The organism is Pseudorhodobacter sp., from assembly GCF_034675685.1.
Classification (GTDB): domain Bacteria; phylum Pseudomonadota; class Alphaproteobacteria; order Rhodobacterales; family Rhodobacteraceae; genus Pseudorhodobacter.
In genome coordinates this window covers 80,648-102,775 of record NZ_JAUCDA010000010.1, presented here as the reverse complement: position 1 = coordinate 102,775, position 22,128 = coordinate 80,648, and the positions used below count along the sequence as shown (strand labels likewise).

The following is a 22,128-nucleotide window of genomic DNA, read 5'->3' as shown; positions in this document are numbered from 1 at the left end:
TGTGACCACAGACCAGAAAAACCGCTGGCCCTGCGACAGTTGCGGGGCCGAGTTGCGCTTTGCGCCCGGCCAGTCGGAACTGGTCTGTGCCCATTGCGGTAATGTCCAACATATCCCGCAAGCCGCCCAATCCAGCCTGCACGCAGCGCTTGGTGAACATGATCTGGCGCGCGGTTTGCGCGATGACCTGCCACAAGCGGCGATGGAAGAGCCGCAAACCACCCCATGTCCGAATTGTGGTGCTTTGGTCGAGTTTGCGGGCGCGCAACATGCCACCCAATGCCCGTTTTGTGCAACTCCGGTTGTCATCGGCACCGGGACCAACCGCCAGATCAAACCGCAAGCCCTGATCCCGTTTCAACTGGATGAACGCAGCGCCCGCGCCGCTATGGCCCGTTGGCTGGGCCGCCTGTGGTTCGCCCCCAATGGCCTTGTCGAATATGCGCGCAAAGGCCGCGCGCTTACAGGCACATATGTTCCACACTGGACCTTTGACGCCGACACACGCTCGACCTATTCGGGCCAGCGCGGCACCTATTATTATGAAACCCGCACGGTCACGGTGCAGGTTGATGGCAAACCCCAGCAGCGTCAGGAACAGGTCCGCAAAACCAGTTGGCAGCCAGTTTCTGGCCGTGTGGCGCGTCTGTTTGATGATGTGCTGGTCCTTGCCACCTCCAGCCTGCCGCGCCGCTATACCGAAGGGCTGCAACCCTGGGATCTGGGCGCCTTGGAGCCCTACCGCCCCGATTACCTGGCAGGCTTCACCGCAGAGGGGTACACAATTTCCCTTGCCGATGGCAACGTCGACGCACATGAAAAAATGGCGCAGGTGATCGCCTCGGATATTGCCCGCGACATTGGCGGCGATGAGCAGCGCATCAACCAGGTCAGCACCGATTACAGCGCTGAAACATTCAAGCACATTCTGCTGCCGATCTGGATGGCCGCCTATAAATACAATGGCAAAACCTTTCAATTCGTTGTTAACGGACAAACCGGAAAGGTGCAGGGCGAACGCCCCTATTCCAAATGGAAAATCGCCTTTGCCGTGGTGGCGGCGGCAATTGTCATCGGCGTTGTGGCCTATTTCGGCCAGCAGCAGTGATATGGCCCCCTCCAGCGCACATCACAATCTTGGCCCAGAATAAACCCACGGCAAAGATTGACTCTGCCAGCGCCCCGCATAAAAGACCCCCAACCGAATGGAGGCTCCGATGATCGACCTGACCCGTGTCCTGGACCATGCCCGCATCCCCGAACTTCCAAACCCGTATTTCGGCAAGGTCCGTGATTGCTATGACCTGCCCGACAATCGCCGCATCCTGATTTCCTCGGATCGAATTTCCGCCTTTGACCGTATTCTTGCCGCGATCCCCTACAAAGGCCAGGTTCTGACTCAGATGGCACGGTATTGGTTCGATCATACCGCCGATATTTGCGCCAATCATGTGCTGGACTATCCTGACCCCAACGTCGTGATCGGGCAGAAACTGACGATCCTGCCCATTGAAATCGTGGTGCGTGGCTATCTGGCCGGAACCACAGGCACCTCTATTCTGACCCAGTACAAAAAGGGCCAGCGGATACTTTATGGTCACGTGTTTCCAGATGGTCTGCGCGACAATCAAGCACTTCCAGCCCCGATCATTACCCCTACCACCAAGGCGTTTGATGGTGGCCATGATGAACCCTTGACCGTCACCGAGATCATCGCCCAGAACCTGCTAAGCCAGACCCAATGGGAGCACCTGTCTGCGACAGCGCTTGCCCTTTTTGCCCGTGGCCAGAAAATGGCGGCGGAACGCGGCCTCATCCTTGTTGATACCAAATACGAATTCGGCACCGATACTGCGGGCAACATCATTTTGGCCGATGAAATCCACACCCCCGACAGCTCTCGCTACTGGCGGGCCGACGGGTATGAGGCCGCCTTGTCAAATGGCACCCGCCCGCCGTCTTTCGACAAGGATATCATCCGCTCTTGGGTGGCTGAGCGCTGCAATCCCTACGCGGACCCTATCCCCGACATACCCGCAGATATGATCACAGCCACCGCCCAAGTCTATATTGACGCCTATGAGACGATCACCGGCCAAACCTTTGTCCCCGATACGACGGGCGCCACCCCTCTTGACCGGGTTCGCCTGAACCTGTCTCGGTATTTTGGCTGATTGCCAAAGTGTTTGCGCTAACAACAAGCGATGTCTATACTGCGCCAAACTTTTGATGGGAAAACGGCGATGATCCTTTGTTGTGGCGAAGCCTTGATTGATATGCTGCCCCGCAAAACGGACCTGGGTGAAACAGCTTTTGCGCCTTACGCTGGCGGCGCGGTGTTCAATACGGCCATCGCCCTTGGCCGTCTTGGGGTGAAAACCAGCTTCTTCTCTGGCCTCTCAACTGATCTTTTTGGTGAGATTTTAACCCAGACACTGGCTGCGTCGAACGTGGAAACCGATCTTGCCGCGCGTACCGATCGCCCGACAACCCTGGCTTTTGTCAAGCTGGTCAATGGGCAGGCAACCTATGCCTTCTATGATGAAAATACGGCGGGCCGCTTGCTTGCCCCCGCTGATTTACCTGCCCTGCCTGCGGATATCTCGACCCTGTTTTTTGGCGGGATCTCGCTTGTCAATGATCCTGCCGCCTCGACCTACGCGGCCCTTCAGGCCCGTGAAGCCGGCAGTCGCGTCACGATGATAGATCCAAACATTCGCCCCGGCTTCATCACCGATCAGGCAGGCTACCGCGCCCGGATGGATGCGATGCTGGGCGCTGCCGACATCATCAAAATCAGCGATGAAGATCTGCACTGGCTTGAAGGGGCTGGCGATGTGGTGGCGCTGGCGCGTGGACTATTGGCACGCGGGCCAAAGCTTGTATTTCTTACCGAGGGCGCAGCCGGGGCCCGCGCGGTCACGGCCAGTCAAAACCGTTTCATGCCGGCGTGCAAGGTACAGGTCTCGGATACGGTCGGCGCGGGGGATACATTTAACGCCGGCGCGTTGGCGGCTCTTTATGCGGCGGGTGCCCTTGGCAAACCGGCCCTTGCGGCGCTGCCCGATGCAACGCTTGATGCGGCGCTGTCGCTCGGCAACCGCGCCGCTGCGATCACTGTGTCGCGCGCCGGTGCCAACCCACCTTGGGCGCATGAACTATGAGGGCCCTTTTGCAACGCGTCCATGCAGCATCCGTATCTGTAGAGGGCGAGACCGTCGGTGAAATCGGCCCCGGTCTGCTGATTTTCATCTGCGCCATGCAGGGCGATACAGCCGCGATGGCCAACCAACTGGCTGCCAAAATTGCCAAGCTGCGCATTTTCAAAGATGCGGCAGGCAAGATGAATCTGTCGCTGAAAGACACTGGCGGTGACGCGCTGATCGTCAGCCAATTCACGCTTGCCGCCGATACCTCTCGTGGCAATCGCCCCGGCTTTTCGCCTGCGGCCGATCCCGATGAAGGCCGCCGTCTGTATGAGTATTTCACTAACGCCGTGCAATCCCTCGGGATCAAAACCGCCAATGGGGTATTCGGGGCCGATATGGATGTCACCCTGACCAATGCTGGCCCCGTTACAATCTGGCTGGACACAGCAGCCTGAACCACCCTTTTATTTTCGGCAACAGCGTATTCGGGCCGACGTAGTTTCCGGGTGCTGGTTCATAGGGTCCATGCATTTTCACACTGAAAATAGCTGCCGGGATGAATGGCCGGCAGGCCCAAGAGGGGGCAAAATGCCCCCTGCCCCGGCGCCCCTTTTCCCTGCCGATCAGGGTTTATACGGGCCGCCTCAAACCCAATCCCATGGTCGGACAAACTGGCCCAGGACAGCGGTCACTGCCGCCTCATCCACGCCATCCATGCGCTGCACCTGCGCGACCAGACCACGCTTTTTATCCTCGACCACGGCCTCCACCCGCACCGGCAGGCCTGCGGTCTTCAGCGCGTCATTGTAAACGCGCCGAATTGCAAGGCGGCGCAGATCTGGCTTGAAGACTTTGCCAACAGCCGTTTTCGGCAATTCATCAAGGATCTCAATGGTTCGCGGCACCGCTGCGCGCTCATGTATATGCTTGCGGGCGTAATCCAGCAGCGCCTCTTCGGTGACTGTCGCCCCCTGTACCAGCTCGACATAGGCACAGGGTATTTCGCCCGCATGCGCATCAGGCTGGCCAATCGCGCCCACCATGGCAACCGCTTCATGGCCTGCCAATGCCTCTTCAATCTCTGCCGGGTCAATATTATGCCCGCCCCGGATAATCAGATCCTTGGCGCGTCCGGTAATATACAGATACCCGTCGGTATCCATGCGCCCAAGGTCGCCCGTGCGAAGATAGATACCCTCGGCAAACAGATCGCGGTTCTTGTCGGCCTCGGTATAGGTTGATCCGGGAAAAACACCGGGGTTAGCGACGCAGATCTCGCCGATCTGATCGACACCACAATCGGTTGCCTTGCCCGCGGCATCATGCTTGAGGATGCGCACATGGGTATAGGGCAAGGGAATACCGACAGAGCCGATTTTCTTAAGCCCCTCCGGCGGGTTACAAGACACAAGGCAGGTACATTCAGTCAGGCCATAGCCCTCGATGATCTGCACCCCTGTCGCCTTTTCAAACCGTTTGTACAATTCCAGCGGCAACGGGGCAGAGCCTGAAAACGCTCCGCGCAGGCTGCTGACATCGGCGTCAATCGGGCGCTGCATCAGGGCCGACAGCGCGGTTGGCACCGTGATCATATAGGTGATCTTCCAGCGCTCGACCAATTTCCAGAAATTGTCGAACACACCATCCCCACGATACCCCGCCGGCGTTGGAAACACCACATGCCCGCCGCTGGCGATCATTGACATCAAGATCGGATAAATCGCGAACACATGGAACATCGGCAAGGGGCAGATCACCACGTCAGATGCTTTGAACATCAGCTTGGCACCAAGCCAGCCGTTATAGACCATGCCCGAAACCTTGTGCTGCGCGACTTTGGGCATCCCGGTGGTGCCGCCGGTATGGAAATAGGCGGCAACCCTGTCTTTGCGCACATCCTCGAACATCAGCTTGTCAGATGGATGGCGCGCGCATTCCGCCGTAAAGTTCAAAACCCTTGCAGTATGGGCCACCGGGTTTTTCGGGCGCACAAACGGCACGATCCAGCTTTTGGGGGGGCTGAGGTAGCGATTCAGATCAATTTCCAGCACGGCTTTCACAGCAGGGGCGTGGCGCACGGCCTCGGCCACCTTTTGCGCCACCTCGGTCTTGGGAAAGGCTTTCAGCGTCACGACCACCTTGGCCTTGGTTTCACGCAAGATAGAGCTGATCTGATCAGCATCCAGCAACGGATTGACCGGGTTCACAATACCCGCAACCGCCCCAGCCAGGACTGTCACAGCCGTTTCGGTGCAATTGGGCAACACAAAAGCCACAACATCGCCCGGCCCAACCCCAAGGCTGCGAAACAGGTTCGCAGCCTGCGTCACCTTGGCATGATACTGTGACCAGGTCAGGGTTTCGGCGCGGTCAGTGGCACCAGACAGCAGTTGAAAGCTGATGGCCGGTTTATCACCATGGGCATCGCGCGCCCGGCCCAGAAACTCATAAATGGACTTTGCGGCGTTACGCTCGGCCCATGGTTTTTCGGCTTCAATCGCATCACGGTCCGCAACCGACGCAAAGGCTTTCATTGGCAGTCCTCCCCTAACCGCCCGCACGCATGTCGGCGGGCCCTTTTTAAGATCAACGATGGGGGTTTTTCGCCTATGTCGCAAGCAAAGACCTGCGTCCAAAACGCAACGTCATAGCGCCAAATGAAAAAGAGGCGCCAAAATGCGCCCCATTCAACTGTCTTGCCCCGCGTTTTTGGGTGCGGAATGGCTGAAATGATCTTTCTCAGCCAGGCCCGGAAACGCGGCCTTGCCAGCCCTTTCAACCTTTACCGCCGAAATTGCCCTGCCTCAGCCGTTTGTGAATTGCAATTTCGCCAGCCGCCCATATAGCCCGTCTTGTTTGACCAATTCATCATGGGTGCCCACGGCCACAATGCGGCCTTCGTCAAAAACGACGATCCGATCGGCCTTTTTCACTGTTGCCAGGCGATGCGCCACCACGATCGTCGTGCGGGTTTTCGACAGTTCATCCACAGCAGCCTGCACCGCCCGTTCAGATTCGGCATCCAGCGCGCTGGTCGCCTCATCCAGCAACAACACCGGGGCATCGCGCAAAATCGCGCGGGCGATGGCGATCCGTTGCTTTTGCCCGCCGGACAGCATCACGCCGCGCTCGCCCACAAAAGTATCATAGCCCTGCGGCAGCGCCGTCAGGAAATCATGGGCCGCCGCCGCTTGCGCTGCGGCCTCAATCTCGGCATCTGTCGCCTCGGGGCGCCCGAAACGAATGTTCTCTCGTGCGGTGGCCCCAAAGATCACCGGGTCTTGTGGCACAAGCGCAATCGAACGTCGAAACTCTGCCCGCGTCATGTCTTTCAGGTCGACCCCATCAAGGGTCACGCGGCCTTGCTGCGGGTCATAGAATCGCAAGATAAGCTGCAAAATCGTGGTCTTGCCTGCCCCTGACGGGCCAACAAGGGCCACGGTTTCGCCCGGTGTCACATGCAGATCGACCCCGCCCAGCGCGCTGGTTTCCGGTCGGGCCGGATATTGGAAATGCACCTCTTCAAAGCTGATCGCACCTTTTACCGGGCGCGGCAACGCCACTGGATTGACCGGATCGACGACCGCATCTTGCGCGACCAGCATTTCAACCAAGCGCTCGGTCGCACCCGCCGCGCGCTGCAACTCTCCCCAGATCTCGGATAATGCGCCAACCGCACCGGCCACCATAACCGAATAAATCAGGAATTGCACCAATTCACCGGGGCTCATCACCCCGGCACGCACGTCGCGCGCGCCGATCCACAGCACACCGACAACGCCGGTGAAAATCAGAAAAATCACGATCACGGTCATCAGCGCCCGTGTCCCGATGCGCTTGTGTGCCGAACGATAGGATTGCTCGGTCAAATCGGCAAAGGCAGCCCGCGACGGGTCTTCATGGGTAAAGGCCTGCACCGCCTGTACCGACAGCAGCGCCTCGGATGCATTGCCCGAACTGTTGGCAATCAGGTCCTGATTCTCACGGCTCAGGACCCGCAAGCGCCGCCCCAGAACGATAATCGGAATGACCACCCCCGGCACGATCAGCAAAACCAGCCCGGTCAGCTTGGCCGATGTCAGCAACAGCGCCACCATGCCACCAAGGAAAATCAACAGATTACGCAGCGAAACCGACACTGACGAACTGATCACAGACAGGATCAGGGTCGTGTCGGTGGTCAACCGGCTAAGCACTTCGCCCGTCATCAGGCGTTCAAAGAAAGCGGGGCTCATGCCCATCACTTTATCGAACAGGGCTTTGCGAATATCAGCAACAACCCGTTCGCCCAAGCGCGTCACAAGATAATAGCGCGCCCCGGTGCCCAGCGCCAACAATATGGCAATCACAAGCGCAGCAAGGAAATACTGATCCAACAGGCTGGCATTATCGGCCGCAAAGCCATCAACCACGCGCCGCACCGCCAGTGGCAGCAAAAGCGAAACGCAAGCCGTCACAACCAGCGCAAGACCGGCCCCGATCACAAGGATACGATACGGGGCCAAAAACGGAACCAAGCCCCGCAATGCGCCCATATGCTTCGATTTCTCGCGCTCTTCCAGAACTGTCGTATTCCGCGCCATAGCACCCGCCTTTAGTTGCAACGCTTCCCTTTAGGCCCTGCGCCTGCTGCTCGCAAGCATCCCAATTGCCGCGCCCCCTTTCGCTTGGTGACGGCATGTGCCAGTTTCGATCAAAATGAAAGCCTTGCGCGATGCCCATCCCCGCCTGCATCCTTGCCGCCTGGAATAGCCTGAACGCGTGCCGTCACCCGAACCCGCCCCGAAAGCGCTTCGTGCGGCCTGACATAAACGATTTCAACGCGCGCTGGGTCAGGCTGTGCTTCAATTCAAAGCCAAAACGCGATATCCATCCAAGCCAAATCCACCCACCCCAGAAAACCGCAGGTGTTGCATGACCCAGTTTTTCACCACATCCGACGGCACAAACCTTGCCTACCGCGATGAAGGCCATGGCACGCCGCTGCTGTGCCTTGCCGGCCTGACCCGCACGATTCAGGATTTTGACTATATGGCCCCACATCTGCCGCCCTGCCGCCTGATCCGCATGGATTATCGCGGGCGCGGCGCAAGCCAATGGACCGGGGCAGCCACCTATACCGTGCCGCAAGAGGCGAAGGATGCGCTGGAATTGCTTGATCATCTGGGCGTTGGCAAGGCCGCGCTGCTGGGCACCTCGCGCGGTGGGCTGGTTGCCATGATCCTTGCCGCCACGGCGCATGACCGTTTGCTTGGCATCTGCTTCAACGACATCGGCCCCGAGATCCACAAACCGGGGTTGGAGCGCATCATGGATTATGTCGGCCGCAATCCCCGCGTCAAAACCCATGAGGCACTGGCCGAGGCGCTGCCCGCCAACATGCCCGGTTTTGCCAATGTGCCGCACAGCCGCTGGCTAGAGGAGGCGCGTTTGCACTATACCGCCACGCCCGAAGGCCTGCGTATCACCTATGACCCGGCCCTGCGCGAAAGCTTCCTTGCCGCGTTCAAAGGCCCCGAGGTCGATCTTTGGCCGCTGTTCGATACCTGCGCGGGCTTGCCCCTGGCCTTGATCCGCGGCGCGAATTCCGATTTGCTAAGCCAGTCTTGCGCAGATGAGATGCGCCGCCGCCGCCCCGATATGGCGTTTATCAATGTACCCGACCGCGCCCATATCCCGTTTCTGGATGAACCCGAGGCGGTGACCTTGCTGCACAGCTATCTGCAAGCCGTCAAAACTCCACCCACAGGCCCAGTTTAAGCCGGGGCTCTTTCGGGCCGATCACACCCACCGAAGGCGAGATTACCAGATGCGTGGGGCCAAGCGCCCAGGCCGCACTGGTTTCCAGCCGCAGGTTTTGATTGCCCGCGCGGTGCCAAAGCTGCGCCTGCCCCATCAGCATGAGCCGGTCATGGGGCTTCAGCCCAAACCCCAGATCCAGCTTGTAGGTCAGCCCCTGATCCAGCCAATCTGTCGTCACCAGCTTTTCCACCTGCGCGTCCACCGTGGCCCAACCGCCCCCGATCCGGGTCTCAAACCCCTTGCCCCAGAACAGACCTGCGCGGAGTGCGATTTCGGAAATACCCTTCAAATGCGGCAACGCGGCCGCTGCTGTGGTTTCGCGCAGCTCTGCCGCGACGCCGGCAGAAAGAATGGCTGTGCGCCCGCGCCAGACCGGATGCTGCACAAACTGGGTCACATCCGGCAGCCGCCGCCCTTGCGGCATCGACACCTCAAGCCCGATGGTCCAATCCTTGCGCATGCCGTATTCGGCATACATCTGTGACCCAACCTGGTCAGCAGACAGCGCGATGAACACCGCGCCTTGCTCTCGCGGCCACGCCCCTGCCTGCGCCGACACCGCAATCCAACCAAACAAGACGGCCCAAAGCCATGCCATGAACGCCCCCCCTTGGCCAAAGACTGGCAGGAAATAGGTTAACAGCGCGTAAAGAAATCAGCTAAAGATTGACCTTCCTGCGCGCGCAGGTCAGCAATGCCTGCAGCACAGACAAGAAAGCACCAAACCATGCCCGTAATTGCCGATATCGAAGCTGCGGCACGCCGCCTTGATGGCCACGCCCGCCGTACCCCGCTGCTGTCCTCACCTTTTCTGGATGAGATTGCGGGGCGCCGGGTCTTTGTGAAGGCTGAATGTTTGCAACACACCGGCTCTTTCAAGTTTCGCGGGGCGTGGTCGGCGGTTTCCGCCATGGAACCCGATCTGCGCGCCAAGGGCGTGATTGCATTTTCATCCGGCAACCATGCCCAGGGTGTGGCACTTGCCGCCAGGCTGCATGACGCGCCTGCGGTTATCATCATCCCCGCCGATGCGCCGCGCATAAAGATTGAAAACACCCGCGCGCTTGGTGCCAGGGTTGTGCTGTATGACCGTGCCACCGAGGATCGTGACGCCATCGGCGCAAGCCTGTCTGCGGCCCACGGCTTGACGCTGATCAAACCCTTTGATGATGTGCGGGTAATCGCGGGCCAAGGCACCACAGGCCTTGAGATTGCCGAACAGGCGGTGAATGAGCGTATCACAGACGCCGATGTCTTGGTGTGTTGCGGTGGCGGCGGGCTGACATCGGGCATTGCCATAGCCCTTGCCTCACACGCCACGGGGTTGCGCGCCCGCCCGGTTGAACCCGTTGGCTTTGACGATGTCACCCGCAGCCTTGCCACTGGAAAGCGCCAGCACAATGCAGCCGCCTCGGGGTCGATATGTGATGCCATCGTGACGCCCACCCCAGGGGAATTGACCCTGCCGGTGATGCAAAACCTATGCGGCCCCGGCATTGTCGTCAGTGATGATGAGGCCCTGCGCGCCGTCGCGCTGGCATGGCTGCGCCTGAAAATTGTCCTTGAACCGGGCGGCGCCGTAGCCTTGGCGGCAGCCCTGTTCCACGGCGCACAGATTGTCACGCCAGATGTCATCTGTGTTGCATCCGGCGGAAATGTCGACCCCGATGTCTTTGCCCGTGCGTTGGCCACCTTAGCGGAATAAGTGCTGCGGTCAAAAGCCAAAGCTGCGCGACTTTGGCAGATCGCCGCAGGCTGCGCTGGCTTGGTCAGGCCTGCCCGTTACCTTGGCCTGTCGCTTTTGGCGCAGCAAACCACCTGCCTTTTGTGAATCAGCTTGATCCTTTCACCGCATCGGGGCAACCCTTGGTGCTGATCGCTTGTCGTTGCATCTTTCAGGGTTTCACCGTTTATGCCGCCCATTCTCGTCCTTCATGGGTTTTGTGCTGGGGCCTTGCCCCTGGGCAGGCTGCCTTGCCCCGGCGTCACAACAACAGCCCTGCGTGACCCCGGCACGCAAAACGCGCAAGCCGCCTGGGTAAACGCGCAAACCGAGGCGGGTTCGTGACGCCGACACCCCGACTCGCGCTCAGCTTTATCCTGATGACCGTAACCCTTGATGCCATTGGTATCGGCCTCATCTTTCCGGTGATGCCCGACCTTATTGCCGCCGTCACCGGCGGCACGCTTGCCACCGCAGCCTTGTGGGGTGGGGTGCTTGCCACATCTTTTGCGGTGATGCAGTTTATCTTTGGCCCGGTAATCGGATCACTTTCCGATTGCTATGGCCGCCGCCCGGTGCTGCTGGTATCGCTTGGCGTCATGGCGCTGGCCTATCTTGGCATGGCAATGGCCTCAAGCATCTGGCTTTTGCTTGCCGCCCGCCTGCTTGCAGGCATTGCCGCAGCAACCCAATCCACCGCCACCGCCTTTGTCGCCGATATCACCCCCGCCCCTGACCGGGGCCGCCGCTTTGGGCTGATCGGGGCCTGCTTTGGCCTCGGCTTTGTTCTTGGGCCGCTGATCGGCGGGCTGGTGGCCAGCATTGACACCCGCGCGCCGTTCTATGCCGCCGGGGGCATGGCGCTGGCAAACCTTGTATTCGGCCTGATCGTGCTGCCTGAAACGGTCAGTGACCGCACCCGCCGCCCCTTCACTTTGGCGCGCGGCAACCCGATTGGCGCGCTTCGCGCCGTCAGCAAACGACCCGGCCTGAAATCACCGCTGCTGACATTCCTGATCATCGCCCTTGCCATGAACGTCTATCCCGCGATCTGGGCGTTCTTTGGCAAAGCCCGCTTTGACTGGGATGCAAAGATGATCGGCTACTCGTTGGGTATCTACGGAATAAGCTATGGTATCGGTCAGGCGCTGCTGGTTGGCCCCCTGATCAAACGCTTTGGCGAACAGCGTGCGGCGCTGCTGGGCATGGGGATCGACGTCGTAACCCTGACAGCCCTTGGCCTTGTCACCTCGGGCCCCCTCGCCCTGATGCTGACGCCCATCACAGCCCTTGGCGGCGTGGTCATCCCCGCCTTGCAAGCGATTTTATCACGCGCAGTGCCCGAGAACGCGCAGGGCGAATTGCAAGGCGTGCTCGCCTCGCTAAGCGCGATTGCGATGATCGTGGCCCCTTTGACAATGACCGCGACCTTCGCGCATTTCACCGCGCCCGATGCCGCAATCTTCGCCCCGGGTGCGCCCTTTTTGCTGGCCGCAATCTTGATGGTGGCCGCTATCTTGCTCCATGTCACAAAATCCAGCGACAAAGGACAAAAGCACCGCTAGCATCCTCTTGGAAAATCACCTCACATGGGGACCGAAGGGCATGACGCCCGCCAGCGCGTGCCACAATCGGAAAGGTTCAATATGCGTCTCCAGTCATTTGAAATCTTTATCGTTGCCCCACCCGCGCCCGGTTGGGGGGGCCGCTATTGGATATTCACCAAACTCACCACTGCTTGCGGCATCACCGGCTATGGCGAATGTTACGCCGCGACCGTCGGCCCAAAGGCGATGTCCGCCGTGATCGAGGATGTCTTTACCCGCCATATGGAAGGTGAAAACCCCGAGAATATCGAGCTGATGTTCCGCCGCGTCTATTCCTCGGGCTTTACCCAACGCCCGGACCTTACGGCCATCGGTGCATTTTCCGGCCTTGAAATGGCGTGCTGGGATATTGTCGGCAAGGCCCGCAACCGCCCCGTCTGGGCGCTTTTGGGCGGCAAAATGAATGCGCGTATCCGTTCCTATACCTATCTTTACCCCGAACCCGGCAAACTCGACCCGGAATTTTGGGTCAACCCCGATATGGCCGCCAAGGCTGCACTGCGCTTTGTGGACATGGGGTTTACGGCGATAAAATTTGACCCGGCTGGCCCCTATACCATCCGGGGCGGCCACCAACCGGCGATGTCGGATATCACCCGCTCGGTCGCGTTCTGCAAAGCCATCCGCGAGGCAGTGGGCGAGCGCGCCGATCTGTTGTTCGGCACCCATGGTCAATTCACCACTGCGGGCGCAATCCGGCTTGGCCAGGCATTGGAACCCTACGCGCCGCTGTGGTACGAAGAACCGATTCCGCCCGATAACCTGCACGAGTTTGCCGAGGTTGCCCGCCACGTTCGCATTCCGCTTGCCACCGGCGAGCGATTAACGACCAAGGCCGAGTTTGGCGCACTGCTGCGTCACGGCGGCGTCAAGATATTGCAACCGGCCCTGGGGCGCGTTGGTGGCATTTGGGAAGCCAAAAAAATTGCAGCGATCGCCGAGGTGTTCAATGCCGAAATGGCCCCGCATCTTTATGCCGGCCCGGTGGAATGGGCCGCGAACATCCACCTCGCCGCGTCCATCCCCAACCTGCTGATCGCAGAGACGATCGAAACCGGCGGCAGTTTTCATCTTGGCCTCATCAAAAATTCGATCAAATGGCAAGATGGCTACATCATCCCCCCCGAGGCCCCTGGCCTTGGCATCGCATTTGACGAAGACCTTGCACGCGCCCACCCCTATACCGGCATGCGCCTGCATCTGGAAATGCAAGAGGCGCCCTGCGATTACGCGAACGGCAACCGATTTGAAGGGGGCGCACCCGCCTGCCCGCCTGATTGATTGATAGTGCCAAGGCGCAGACCCGCACCGCCGATACCCGGACCTGCAAATCAGAAGAAGCAGCGCTATAGAACGGTCGTTCCGGGTGGTGCATCGTGCTTTCGGGCAGGGGGTGTTATGAACTCTGTGTATCTGCCCCGGCCCATGCGGGTTTCAGATAGCCGGCAGGTGAATACCTGAATTCGCCGTAAGGCCACAGGCCTAGCGAACCCATTCTCGGCAGGTTTGCCTTGCAAATCGCCTGCCGGGCAAGGGATAATCTTGTCATCCATGCCGTCGATCCGGGTCTGGCCTTTCATCAGCCCGGCATCGCCAAGCAGATCTTCAGGCCGCGCGCCGCCCTTCAGACGTTCGCAAGCAGTTCCTTGGAAATCGCCATCGTCCCTGCGCCACTTAGAACGCATGGACCAGATCACCGATACACTGAAGGCCAGACACTCTCCGCGCCAGGCCAATGTCAGATATCCTCACCCATGATTTGCCTGGCAGCGGCTCGCCCCAAGTCTCGCGAAATCGCTGCGAAAACCGTGTCGAACGCCCCGAAAACTGCTGTATTCAACGTCTGCCCCGGCCCGGTTTCGGAAAATTCGATATAGGCCGCCAATTCTTCATCCGATAGCGGCCCATAGGCCAGCGCAAGATACGGAAAAACCCAGGATTCCGTCTCGGCCCGGATCTCTGGCTCTTGCCCCCAGACATCCATCAGCATGTCTTCTTCGGTTAAATCCTGGCGCATTGCGCCCACCTCAGCCATGCCCTGAAAGAAGGCGAGGTTTGAATTCATCGCGCCCGAGATGTTCATCTCGACCAGATCATTCACCTCGGAAAAGGCCTGCAAAGCATCAAATCGCGGCACCGCCTCGGCCATCATCTCTTCGACGCGTGCCTTGGCTGCATCTTCAACCGCCTGATCCATAAGAGATCGGCGCGCCTCGATTTCCAGCTTCAAAATCCGCTGCCCAAGGTCGGCGGCAAAAAACTGCTGCATCGCCCCCATATCGGTTTCATGCCCGGCAAGCCGCGCGGCCAGTGCCTCTTCAAACCGCCTCTGCATCGTCGGCCCGTCATAAATCAACTCTACCACCGAAACCCAGGCCGCCCCCCCCTTGCCAGGGAACAGATCCCCCTCCATTTCGGTGCCGTAGCTCAGCCCCTCAAGCCGCATCACATCAATCACCTCGCCGATCCTCAGCGTTTTTGCCAAGGTAGCGACCGATGGGATACCGACATCCTGGACCAGAACCAAAGGCAGCGGATTGGAAAATGCTTGCCCAATCCCCCCCGCCGAGACAAGCAGACCAAGGACAAGAAGCGAAGGCAGTTTCAGACCAGCAATCATTTTTATAGACCCATAAATACACTTACGCGAAACTAGCCACTCTCTCTCGTTTTGCAACCCGTAGCACCACGCACAGCGCAGGATATTTCCAGCAAGAAAAAGCCGAGGGCCCCGTGAAATTGTTGCAAATCAGACTTGAAACCCCACGCCCGACAAGCTAAACGCCCGATAGACGATCCCCGACGCGGAGAGGTGCCGGAGTGGTCGAACGGGGCGGTCTCGAAAACCGTTGAGCCTGTGAGGGTTCCCAGGGTTCGAATCCCTGTCTCTCCGCCATTTACGCAATCCAAGTCATTGAAATATAAGGGAAACGCAAAATCGCTTCCCCCTATTCTTCCCCCCAGCGCGTCGCGGATGCTCTCGGATTGTAGCGGATCAAGTGCAGCATGTTTTCGGCGCAGTACTGCCAGCACCTGACCTGCCCCCCGGAAGTTCCCTCAGTCTGATGTAGAGTCTGCCCAACCTGAAGGAGCAGACGAGATGAGGAAAAGCCGTTTCACCGAAGCGCAGATTATCGGGATGATCAAAGAGCAGGAGGCTGGTTTGCCGACGGCGGAGCTGTGCCGGAAGCATGGATTGAGCCCTGCGACGTTTTACAAGCTGAAGGCCAAGTATGGCGGGATGGACCTGTCCGATGCCAAGCGGCTGAAGCAGCTCGAGGATGAGAATGCGAAGCTGAAGCGCCTGGTGGCAGATGTCATGCTGGACAATGTTGTGCTGAAGGATCTCTTGGGAAAGCCCTGACGACGCCGATGCAACGGCGGGACGCAGTGCTGCGGGCGACGCGGGATCATCCGATCTCTCAACGCCGGGCCTGCGTCCTGATCGGTGTCGATCCGAAGACCGTGCGGCGCGAGAGGCCGCCCGATAACCCGGAGATCCGTCTGGAAATGAACAAGATTGCTGAGAAGCGGCGGCGGTTCGGTTACCGGCGCATTGGCGTTCTGCTAAAGCGCATGGGCATGATTATGAACGAAAAGAAGCTTTACCGGATTTACCGGGAAGAGGGCCTGTCAGTGCGCCGCCGTAGAGGCCGGAAACGGACGCGAGGCAGCCGCACACCAATGCCAGTGCCATTGCGCCCGAACCAGCGCCCCCTCTCGGTGATTGCTTGCAATCACCTGCCGGGCAACGGGATCCTTGGACTTCCTGTCCGACACTTTCGGGGCCTGTCGCAAATTCCGCATCCTTGCGGTCAATGACGATTGCTGCCGCGAAAACCTATGCCTGGTCCCCGACACCAGCATCTCTGGGGCCAGGGTCGCACGGGAGTTGGATGCGCTGGTTCGGGTCTATGGGAAACCCGCCTGCATAGTTTCTGACAATGGCACGGAGTTCACCAGCAAGGCTATTCTGAAGTGGGCCAACGACAACAAGGTCGAGTGGCATTTCATCGACCCCGGCAAGCCGCAACAGAATGGTTACATCGAGTCATTCAACGGCAGCTTGCGCGACGAATGCCTCAACGAGGAAATCTTCGACAGCCTGACCGACGCCCGCCGAACGCTGGCCCTCTGGCGCTACGATTACAACAACGTCAGGCCGCATTCATCGCTCGGCAACAAGACCCCCACAGAAGCGCGCCGAGCGCTTGAGCTACTTGATGGCATCGCGCCCGGCGCGCTTGCCACACCCGAAACCGACGACTATCAAACCAAAGGACTCTCGTTATGACTGAGGGACGACCGGGGGGCAGGTCAGCTAGACCATTGCCTCTGGTTACATACACGGGTCATGTCCGTTCGCGAGCGCGCTGATCGAAACCATCGGCAACATGTAAACAACAGTTAAAACGGCAATATTGGTTTTGAGGCACCTCATGTGAATTTGTAGGTGCGAAATCGCGCGTCATAAGTAACCTTAGCCCTCCCCCCTTACTTCCCCGGACCTTTGGCGCGCTGGGTGATTTGCAGGGTGGTGATGTTGTTGACTGCGGATAGGCTGGGGTTCATGGTTCGAAACAATGAAAACTCATCTCTTGGCCGGACCACTTCAATGTGTGGGCTACATATGCGCGTAATGACCTTTCATGGGCGCTGATCAAAACCAGCGGCAAGATGTAAACATCGGTTACAACTGCAATACCTTTTTTCAGGCAACACGAACCCAAGGATTCTTAGTCAATAATCTCGCGCAAATGGTGCGCCCCCTTCACAGAGTGTCCCGCGTGCGTGCCAACCGCGATTGGCCGAGCGTTCTCCGCTGATTACCCGTTGTAATGGCCCCGGCGTGGCACCTAGGAGCGCTGTGAGCCTTGTGGTCTTGCCCTGTTTTAGTTCGGGTTTCTTTCGAGCAATGTTTGCTATGAAGGAGATATGGAATGGCAAAGAAGTACACAGACGCGTTTCGGCGTGATGCGGTACGGATGGCGACGAGCAGCGGCTTAACGCGCCCGCAGCTTTCATCGGATTTGGGGGTTGGCGTCTCGACGCTGAATAAGTGGGTTCAACAACATCAGCACGACGATCTGATGTCTGGGCCGCATGAGGATGTTGAGAAAGAAAACACCCGCCTTCGCAAAGAACTCCGGCTACTGCGCGAGGAGAGGGAAGTGCTAAGAAAGGCGGCGATCTTCTTTGCAGGCCAAAGCCGGTGAGGTTCGCCTTCATCCATTGCCCGGCAATCGCTGCTTGTAGCGATGAGAGGGGCCGCCTGGAAAGAAGCTTGGTCTGTGGAGTTTATCTGCCGTATCATGCAGGTCACCTCTCGTGGGTTCCGTGCTTGGCGGGACCGCCCAATGAACCAACGCCAGCGGGACGATATGGTGCTTCTGGCCCATATCCGTGAGCAACATCGCCTGAGCTTGCAAAGCTATGGGCGCCCACGGATGACTGAAGAACTGCAGGAGCTGGGGCTGAACGTCGGTCACGGGCCTGTGGGCCGTTTGATGCGCGAGAACGGCATTAAGGTCATCAGAACCCAAAAATATAAGGTCACAACCGATAGCGATCACACGTTCAACATCGCGCCCAACCTGTTGGATCAGGACTTCACTGCGGATGGCCCGAACCAAAAATGGGCCGGTGATATAAGCTACATCTGGACCAGCGAAGGCTGGCTATATCTGGCTGTCATCCTCGATCTCTACTCTCGTCGCGTCATCGCCCTGCGTGTTTTGCACGCAAAACCCTTCCGGGTAACAGCATGGGCTGTCAGCAACCGCATGAAACGGAACCTGGCGATCCGGGCGCTGGACATGGCTGTGGCGCTACGGCAACCACCCGAAGGCTGCATTCACCATACGGATCGTGGGTCGCAATACCGTTCCAACGAGTATCAGCGCCGCCTGTCAAAGCACGGCTTCAAGGTCTTAATGAGCGGCAAGGGCAATTGTTACGACAATTCTATGGCCGAGACGTTCTTCAAATCCATCAAGGCAGAGCTGATTTGGCGCAACCGCTGGGACACACGCCGCCAGGCAGAAGGCGCGATATTCCAGTATATCAACGGCTTCTACAATCCGCGGCGCCGCCACTCGTCGCCAGGCGGCAAAAGCCCCTTCGCATTTGAGCGAAAGGCCGCATAAATGAGTTGGGAGACCGGAACGTAACCGTGACAAGACCAGACAGACGCTGGCCGGACGAGACGCCACGGATATCGGCTTCAACGGTATAGATTTCGGTGATGCGGTGCAGGCCTTCGGCGGCGATTTCTGAGCCATCGCGGTCAAAGCCTTCCTTCAGCTTGCGGCGCGCGTGCGCCCAGCAATGGCCACGCGAATGGGATCGCCCCCCCCTGCGGGTCATTTTGGTCAGCCGGTTATAGCCTTGGTATCCGTCGATCTGCAGGATGGCGTCAAAGCCGGTGAGGAATGTTTCGGCATTCTCGCCCGCCCGACCCGGTGCATGGAAGTAGACCACACCGGGCGGATCTTCACCGCCCCACGGTCTATCATCGCGGGCCAGTACCCAAAGATACCCAGTCTTTGTCTTTCCGCGTCCCGGATCCTGCACGAGAGCCCATAACGTGCAGCAACCGCATTCACCGTCGCACGCGGCTTTAACGTCTCCGCAACGATCAGCGCCTTGACCTCGTCGGGCCAGCCGCAACTGGCGGCTGACATGGCGTTCCGCCAGTCCGACGGCCTCGGCCAGTTCCTGAATGGTGGCGTACGCACCGGACTCCATGCGCGGCCGATTGCGCGCAGGATGTGCGGATCTTGCGCGCGGCTGTTGTTGGCCCGCTTCCGGGGGCTTTCCTGAAGGATGGCATGCACACTGGCCCAAAGGTCCGCATCAACGATGGCATCATGCTCTTCGGGATAGGCCTCGCCCTTGTGCAGCGCCTCCCGAAATTGCTGATCTGTCGGATCATAACCATCCCGAAGTAATTTGGCCTTCGCTTCATTGAGTTCACCGATGCGCTGTTTTGCCTTCTTGCTGTGGTTCGGCTTGCGGGGGTGCTGCGGACCGAGGCGGGCTTGGTGCGGTTCAAGGCGGGGCTGATGCAACGGCGGTTCTCGCAAAAGCTGCGCTTTACGCAAGACGACGGCTCGGCGTTTCCGGATTGGGACATGCAGGAGTTGCAGGAAGTTGGGCAGCGTTCCAAAGCCAAGAACACTGATTTGGAATTGTCACGCGTACTGACGAATTCGGCCACAATGGGCGTACTGGACCAAGGCGATTGTTTCGATAAGGATATTGCCAATGTCGCAAACATTGGCGGCTATTACATAGTGCGCGAGGGTGATTTCGTCTACAACCCACGCATATCGGTTTCTGCACCCGTTGGTCCGATCACCCCATCATTCCTCGTTCCAACAAAGTGCGTAGTGATGCGAAAAGCGAGCGTTTTTGGCTCTGCGGCTGATTTGGTTTTTTGGGGTTTCCAGAAAACCAGTTTCTTATCGTCTTTTAAGCCTGCGAGATAATAGAGATTATCAGCGCTCCCCTCAATCGCAGACGGGCCGTGTGGGGTGGATGAGTTTCCCTTACCGTGACATGATCTAGCTGATACTGCCGCCAGCATCGAGAAGCAAAGAAAAGCATTTTTTGCGCATCCTCTCATGGTTTGCAAGCAAACCGCGTCCTGCGTCCTTGCCGCGCTGCCTGATCAGGCCCGAATTCACATGCTCGGAGATCGCGGCCAGAGAATTTCCACCGGTTTCGAGACACAACCGCATCTTGGGCCGCAACCACAAAAGTGGCTGATCTGTCTTGGATGAAGGCGATGATCCCGCATCATTCGATTACCTTTTTGAGCAACAGCCGCGCCAATATCACCGACCCACGCGCCAAAAGACTTGCTGATGGTATTATCAAGACGCAGCCGCTTGAAATTGACGAAATGAAGGCGCTGATCCTGGATATGGAAGGTGGGGCTGCGGCCACGCCCGCGGTGGATGGAAAATAACGCTCGGGCAAGAGCCGGGGGTGTACTGCTGGCTTAGACTCTGGTGCCGTGATCCCCGATAAGCCCGCATCTTGCTTGAGTGGGAACACTTGGCCAGATTTGGTATTTATATCGCCCCGAATGGGGGCGCGCCGTCCGAGGCTGCGTGAAACGCCAGTATATGCTGGGGCCACAGGACGCGAAGACATGAAAAGGAAAGACCCTATGTTCGCGGTCCTCAAGACAGGCGGCAAGCAATACAAGGTGCAGGCGGGCGATATTTTGCGCGTTGAAAAGCTTGATTGTGTAGCTGGCGACAAGATCCAGTTTAACGAAATTCTGATGGTTGGCGGTGAAGAGCTGACCGTTGGCGCGCCATTGGTTGCGGGCGCTGCGGTTCAGGCCGAAGTGATCGAACAGATCAAGGGCCCAAAGGTCATCCACTTTGTAAAGCGTCGCCGGAAACATTCCAGCCAGCGCACCAAAGGTCATCGCCAGCATCTGACGCTGTTGCGTGTGACCGATGTTTTGGCAACTGGTGGCGACACGTCGGACGTGAAGGCTGCCACTGGCACCGCCGATGCCCGCCGTGCGGCACATAATGCCGAAGCCCCGGCAGCGACATCCGAGAAGGCTCCGGCCAAGAAAGCTGCTGCAAAAGCGGCCCCTGCAAAGGCGAAAGCCGCTGCGAAACCAAAGGCGGCGAAAGCTGCCTCGACCGAGGAGTAATCCCCCATGGCACATAAAAAAGCTGGTGGTTCATCCCGTAACGGCCGCGACTCAGCCGGCCGCCGCCTTGGCGTAAAGCTGTTTGGTGGCCAGGTTGCCATTCCGGGCAACATCATCATTCGCCAACGTGGCACCAAGATGTTTCCGGGAACGGGCGTTGGCATGGGTGTGGATCACACCATTTTCGCCACCGTCGAAGGCAAGGTTGCATTCAAGAAGGGCCTTAAAGGCCGCACCTTTATTTCGGTTCTCCCGGTTGCGGAGGCAGCCGAGTAAGCCGAACCGTTACACGCAAATGTAATAAGGGGACCGGCTGCAAGGCCGGTCCTTTTCGCATTCTGGGCTGTCTCGAAAGTGCGGGGGCAATTCTTAACCTAAGTGTGATCGATTCGTTTGGTTGTGATTCGGCAAAGTGACCCCAGCTATAAGGGGCAGATGTGTTTTCGGAGGAGAGCGCGATGATGTTGCAAGAGATTGAGGAACAGCTAGCCATACCGGCTGTGCGGTTTGTGCTGCGCCCGGTGCGGATTTCGGATGCGGGGCTGTTTGCCATGCATGCGGGGGATGCGCGGGTCGCCGAGGGGACCAGCTCTATTCCCCACCCTTTGCCACCCGGTGCCGCCGAGGCATTCGTGGCGCGCGCGATGAATGTAGGGTCAACCGAACGCATTTGGGTGATGGATGGGTTGGCCTCGGGCATGCCCGAAGTTTTGGGTGTGATCTCACTGAAGCAGATGGATCGCGACCAGTCAGAAATCGGCTATTGGGTTGCACCGGCGTTTTGGAACGCAGGCTATGCCTCAGAGGCGGTGCAGGCGCTGATTGCTGCCAATCCGCTGAAGAACAAGACGATTTTTGCACAGGTCTTTCAGGACAATCCACGCTCGGCGCGGGTGCTTACCAATTGCGGGTTTGCCTATCTTGGGGATGCAGAAAGCTTTAGCGTGGCCCGCAACGCGCGGGTGCAAACATGGACATATCTGAAGAAAATGGCCTGAAGACATCGCTTGATGGCGGCGCGGCGGGGGCTGCGCCTGCCTTTCAAGCGGTGGTGGCCCGCCCTGATCGGGGTTCATGGCGCGAACCGATCAGGCGCTGCCCGCCGGCCCTGAACGCTGGGCATTGGCGGTATGAGTACCGGTTTTGGCAGGTCGGGCCGGAATTGTG

17 protein-coding genes, 1 tRNA gene and 3 pseudogenes are annotated in these 22,128 nt (G+C 58.8%); 16 read left to right on the top strand and 5 right to left on the bottom strand.

Features of this window, described 5'->3' with window-relative positions; translation table 11 throughout:
- Position 1: 1 nt before the first annotated feature.
- From VDP61_RS09345 to dtd, 4 genes are all read left to right on the top strand, one after another.
- Positions 2–1,108, top strand: coding sequence for a primosomal protein N' (replication factor Y) - superfamily II helicase (locus VDP61_RS09345; protein WP_323006643.1), 1,107 nt, complete (start codon positions 2–4; stop codon positions 1,106–1,108).
- A gap of 109 nt (positions 1,109–1,217) precedes the next feature.
- Positions 1,218–2,174, top strand: a complete 957-nt coding sequence (locus VDP61_RS09340; protein ID WP_323006642.1) for a phosphoribosylaminoimidazolesuccinocarboxamide synthase — start codon at positions 1,218–1,220, stop codon at positions 2,172–2,174.
- A 69-nt stretch (positions 2,175–2,243) separates the two neighbouring features.
- Positions 2,244–3,164 (top strand): carbohydrate kinase, encoded by a 921-nt coding sequence (locus tag VDP61_RS09335; protein ID WP_323006641.1) that lies wholly within the window; start codon positions 2,244–2,246, stop codon positions 3,162–3,164.
- Positions 3,161–3,604 (top strand): D-aminoacyl-tRNA deacylase, encoded by a 444-nt coding sequence (dtd, locus tag VDP61_RS09330; protein WP_323006640.1) that lies wholly within the window; start codon positions 3,161–3,163, stop codon positions 3,602–3,604. Before VDP61_RS09335 ends, dtd begins: the two co-directional genes overlap by 4 nt.
- Positions 3,605–3,793: 189 nt before the next feature.
- Here the strand turns inward: dtd and VDP61_RS09325 are convergent, their stop codons facing one another.
- A complete protein-coding gene (locus VDP61_RS09325) occupies positions 3,794–5,683 on the bottom strand; it encodes an acyl-CoA synthetase (RefSeq protein ID WP_323006639.1) in 1,890 nt (629 codons plus the stop codon).
- 270 nt (positions 5,684–5,953) lie between these two features.
- Positions 5,954–7,732, bottom strand: coding sequence for an ABC transporter transmembrane domain-containing protein (locus VDP61_RS09320; RefSeq protein WP_323006638.1), 1,779 nt, complete (start codon positions 7,730–7,732; stop codon positions 5,954–5,956).
- 331 nt (positions 7,733–8,063) lie between these two features.
- Here VDP61_RS09320 and VDP61_RS09315 point away from each other — a divergent pair, with 331 nt between their 5' ends.
- The gene (locus VDP61_RS09315) at positions 8,064–8,909 is read left to right on the top strand and encodes an alpha/beta hydrolase (RefSeq protein WP_323006637.1); all 846 of its coding nucleotides are present in this window, start codon (positions 8,064–8,066) and stop codon (positions 8,907–8,909) included.
- Here VDP61_RS09315 and VDP61_RS09310 read toward each other — a convergent pair.
- Positions 8,881–9,549, bottom strand: coding sequence for a hypothetical protein (locus VDP61_RS09310; protein ID WP_323006636.1), 669 nt, complete (start codon positions 9,547–9,549; stop codon positions 8,881–8,883). The two genes, VDP61_RS09315 and VDP61_RS09310, sit on opposite strands and share 29 nt — an antisense overlap.
- A gap of 129 nt (positions 9,550–9,678) precedes the next feature.
- On the opposite strand from VDP61_RS09310, the gene VDP61_RS09305 reads away from it, so the two are divergent.
- The 3 genes from VDP61_RS09305 (at position 9,679) to VDP61_RS09295 (ending at position 13,562) form a co-directional block, all read left to right on the top strand.
- Complete coding sequence (locus VDP61_RS09305; RefSeq protein ID WP_323006635.1) at positions 9,679–10,656, top strand: threonine/serine dehydratase; 978 nt, start codon at positions 9,679–9,681, stop codon at positions 10,654–10,656.
- 398 nt (positions 10,657–11,054) lie between these two features.
- Positions 11,055–12,239, top strand: coding sequence for a TCR/Tet family MFS transporter (locus VDP61_RS09300; protein WP_323006668.1), 1,185 nt, complete (start codon positions 11,055–11,057; stop codon positions 12,237–12,239).
- An 81-nt stretch (positions 12,240–12,320) separates the two neighbouring features.
- Positions 12,321–13,562 carry a mandelate racemase/muconate lactonizing enzyme family protein gene (locus VDP61_RS09295; protein WP_323006634.1) on the top strand — a complete coding sequence of 414 codons (1,242 nt, stop codon included), beginning with the start codon at positions 12,321–12,323 and terminating at the stop codon, positions 13,560–13,562.
- Positions 13,563–14,019: 457 nt separating this feature from the next.
- On the opposite strand, the gene VDP61_RS09290 is transcribed toward VDP61_RS09295, so the two are convergent.
- On the bottom strand, positions 14,020–14,901 hold the full coding sequence (locus VDP61_RS09290) for a hypothetical protein (protein ID WP_323006633.1): 882 nt from the start codon (positions 14,899–14,901) through the stop codon (positions 14,020–14,022).
- Between the two features lie 186 nt (positions 14,902–15,087).
- Between VDP61_RS09290 and VDP61_RS09285 the strand changes: the two genes are divergently transcribed.
- The 3 genes and pseudogenes from VDP61_RS09285 (at position 15,088) to VDP61_RS09275 (ending at position 18,427) form a co-directional block, all read left to right on the top strand.
- Positions 15,088–15,177, top strand: a tRNA-Ser gene (locus tag VDP61_RS09285).
- A 204-nt stretch (positions 15,178–15,381) separates the two neighbouring features.
- Positions 15,382–16,575: pseudogene (locus tag VDP61_RS09280) on the top strand (IS3 family transposase).
- 646 nt (positions 16,576–17,221) lie between these two features.
- A pseudogene (locus tag VDP61_RS09275) lies at positions 17,222–18,427 on the top strand (IS3 family transposase).
- Here VDP61_RS09275 and VDP61_RS09270 read toward each other — a convergent pair.
- On the bottom strand, positions 18,345–19,028 hold the full coding sequence (locus tag VDP61_RS09270; RefSeq protein WP_323006632.1) for an IS66 family transposase: 684 nt from the start codon (positions 19,026–19,028) through the stop codon (positions 18,345–18,347). The pseudogene VDP61_RS09275 and the gene VDP61_RS09270 overlap by 83 nt on opposite strands.
- A gap of 317 nt (positions 19,029–19,345) precedes the next feature.
- On the opposite strand from VDP61_RS09270, the gene VDP61_RS09265 reads away from it, so the two are divergent.
- From VDP61_RS09265 to VDP61_RS09245, 5 genes and pseudogenes are all read left to right on the top strand, one after another.
- The gene (locus VDP61_RS09265) at positions 19,346–19,771 is read left to right on the top strand and encodes a hypothetical protein (protein ID WP_323006631.1); all 426 of its coding nucleotides are present in this window, start codon (positions 19,346–19,348) and stop codon (positions 19,769–19,771) included.
- Between the two features lie 254 nt (positions 19,772–20,025).
- Positions 20,026–20,253: pseudogene (locus VDP61_RS09260) on the top strand (DUF305 domain-containing protein); the annotation flags it as partial.
- 204 nt (positions 20,254–20,457) lie between these two features.
- Complete coding sequence (gene rplU / locus VDP61_RS09255; RefSeq protein WP_323006630.1) at positions 20,458–20,961, top strand: 50S ribosomal protein L21; 504 nt, start codon at positions 20,458–20,460, stop codon at positions 20,959–20,961.
- A 6-nt stretch (positions 20,962–20,967) separates the two neighbouring features.
- Positions 20,968–21,237 (top strand): 50S ribosomal protein L27, encoded by a 270-nt coding sequence (gene rpmA, locus VDP61_RS09250; protein WP_323006629.1) that lies wholly within the window; start codon positions 20,968–20,970, stop codon positions 21,235–21,237.
- A 182-nt stretch (positions 21,238–21,419) separates the two neighbouring features.
- Positions 21,420–21,959, top strand: coding sequence for a GNAT family N-acetyltransferase (locus VDP61_RS09245; protein ID WP_323006667.1), 540 nt, complete (start codon positions 21,420–21,422; stop codon positions 21,957–21,959).
- The last annotated feature ends 169 nt before the right edge of the window (positions 21,960–22,128 follow it).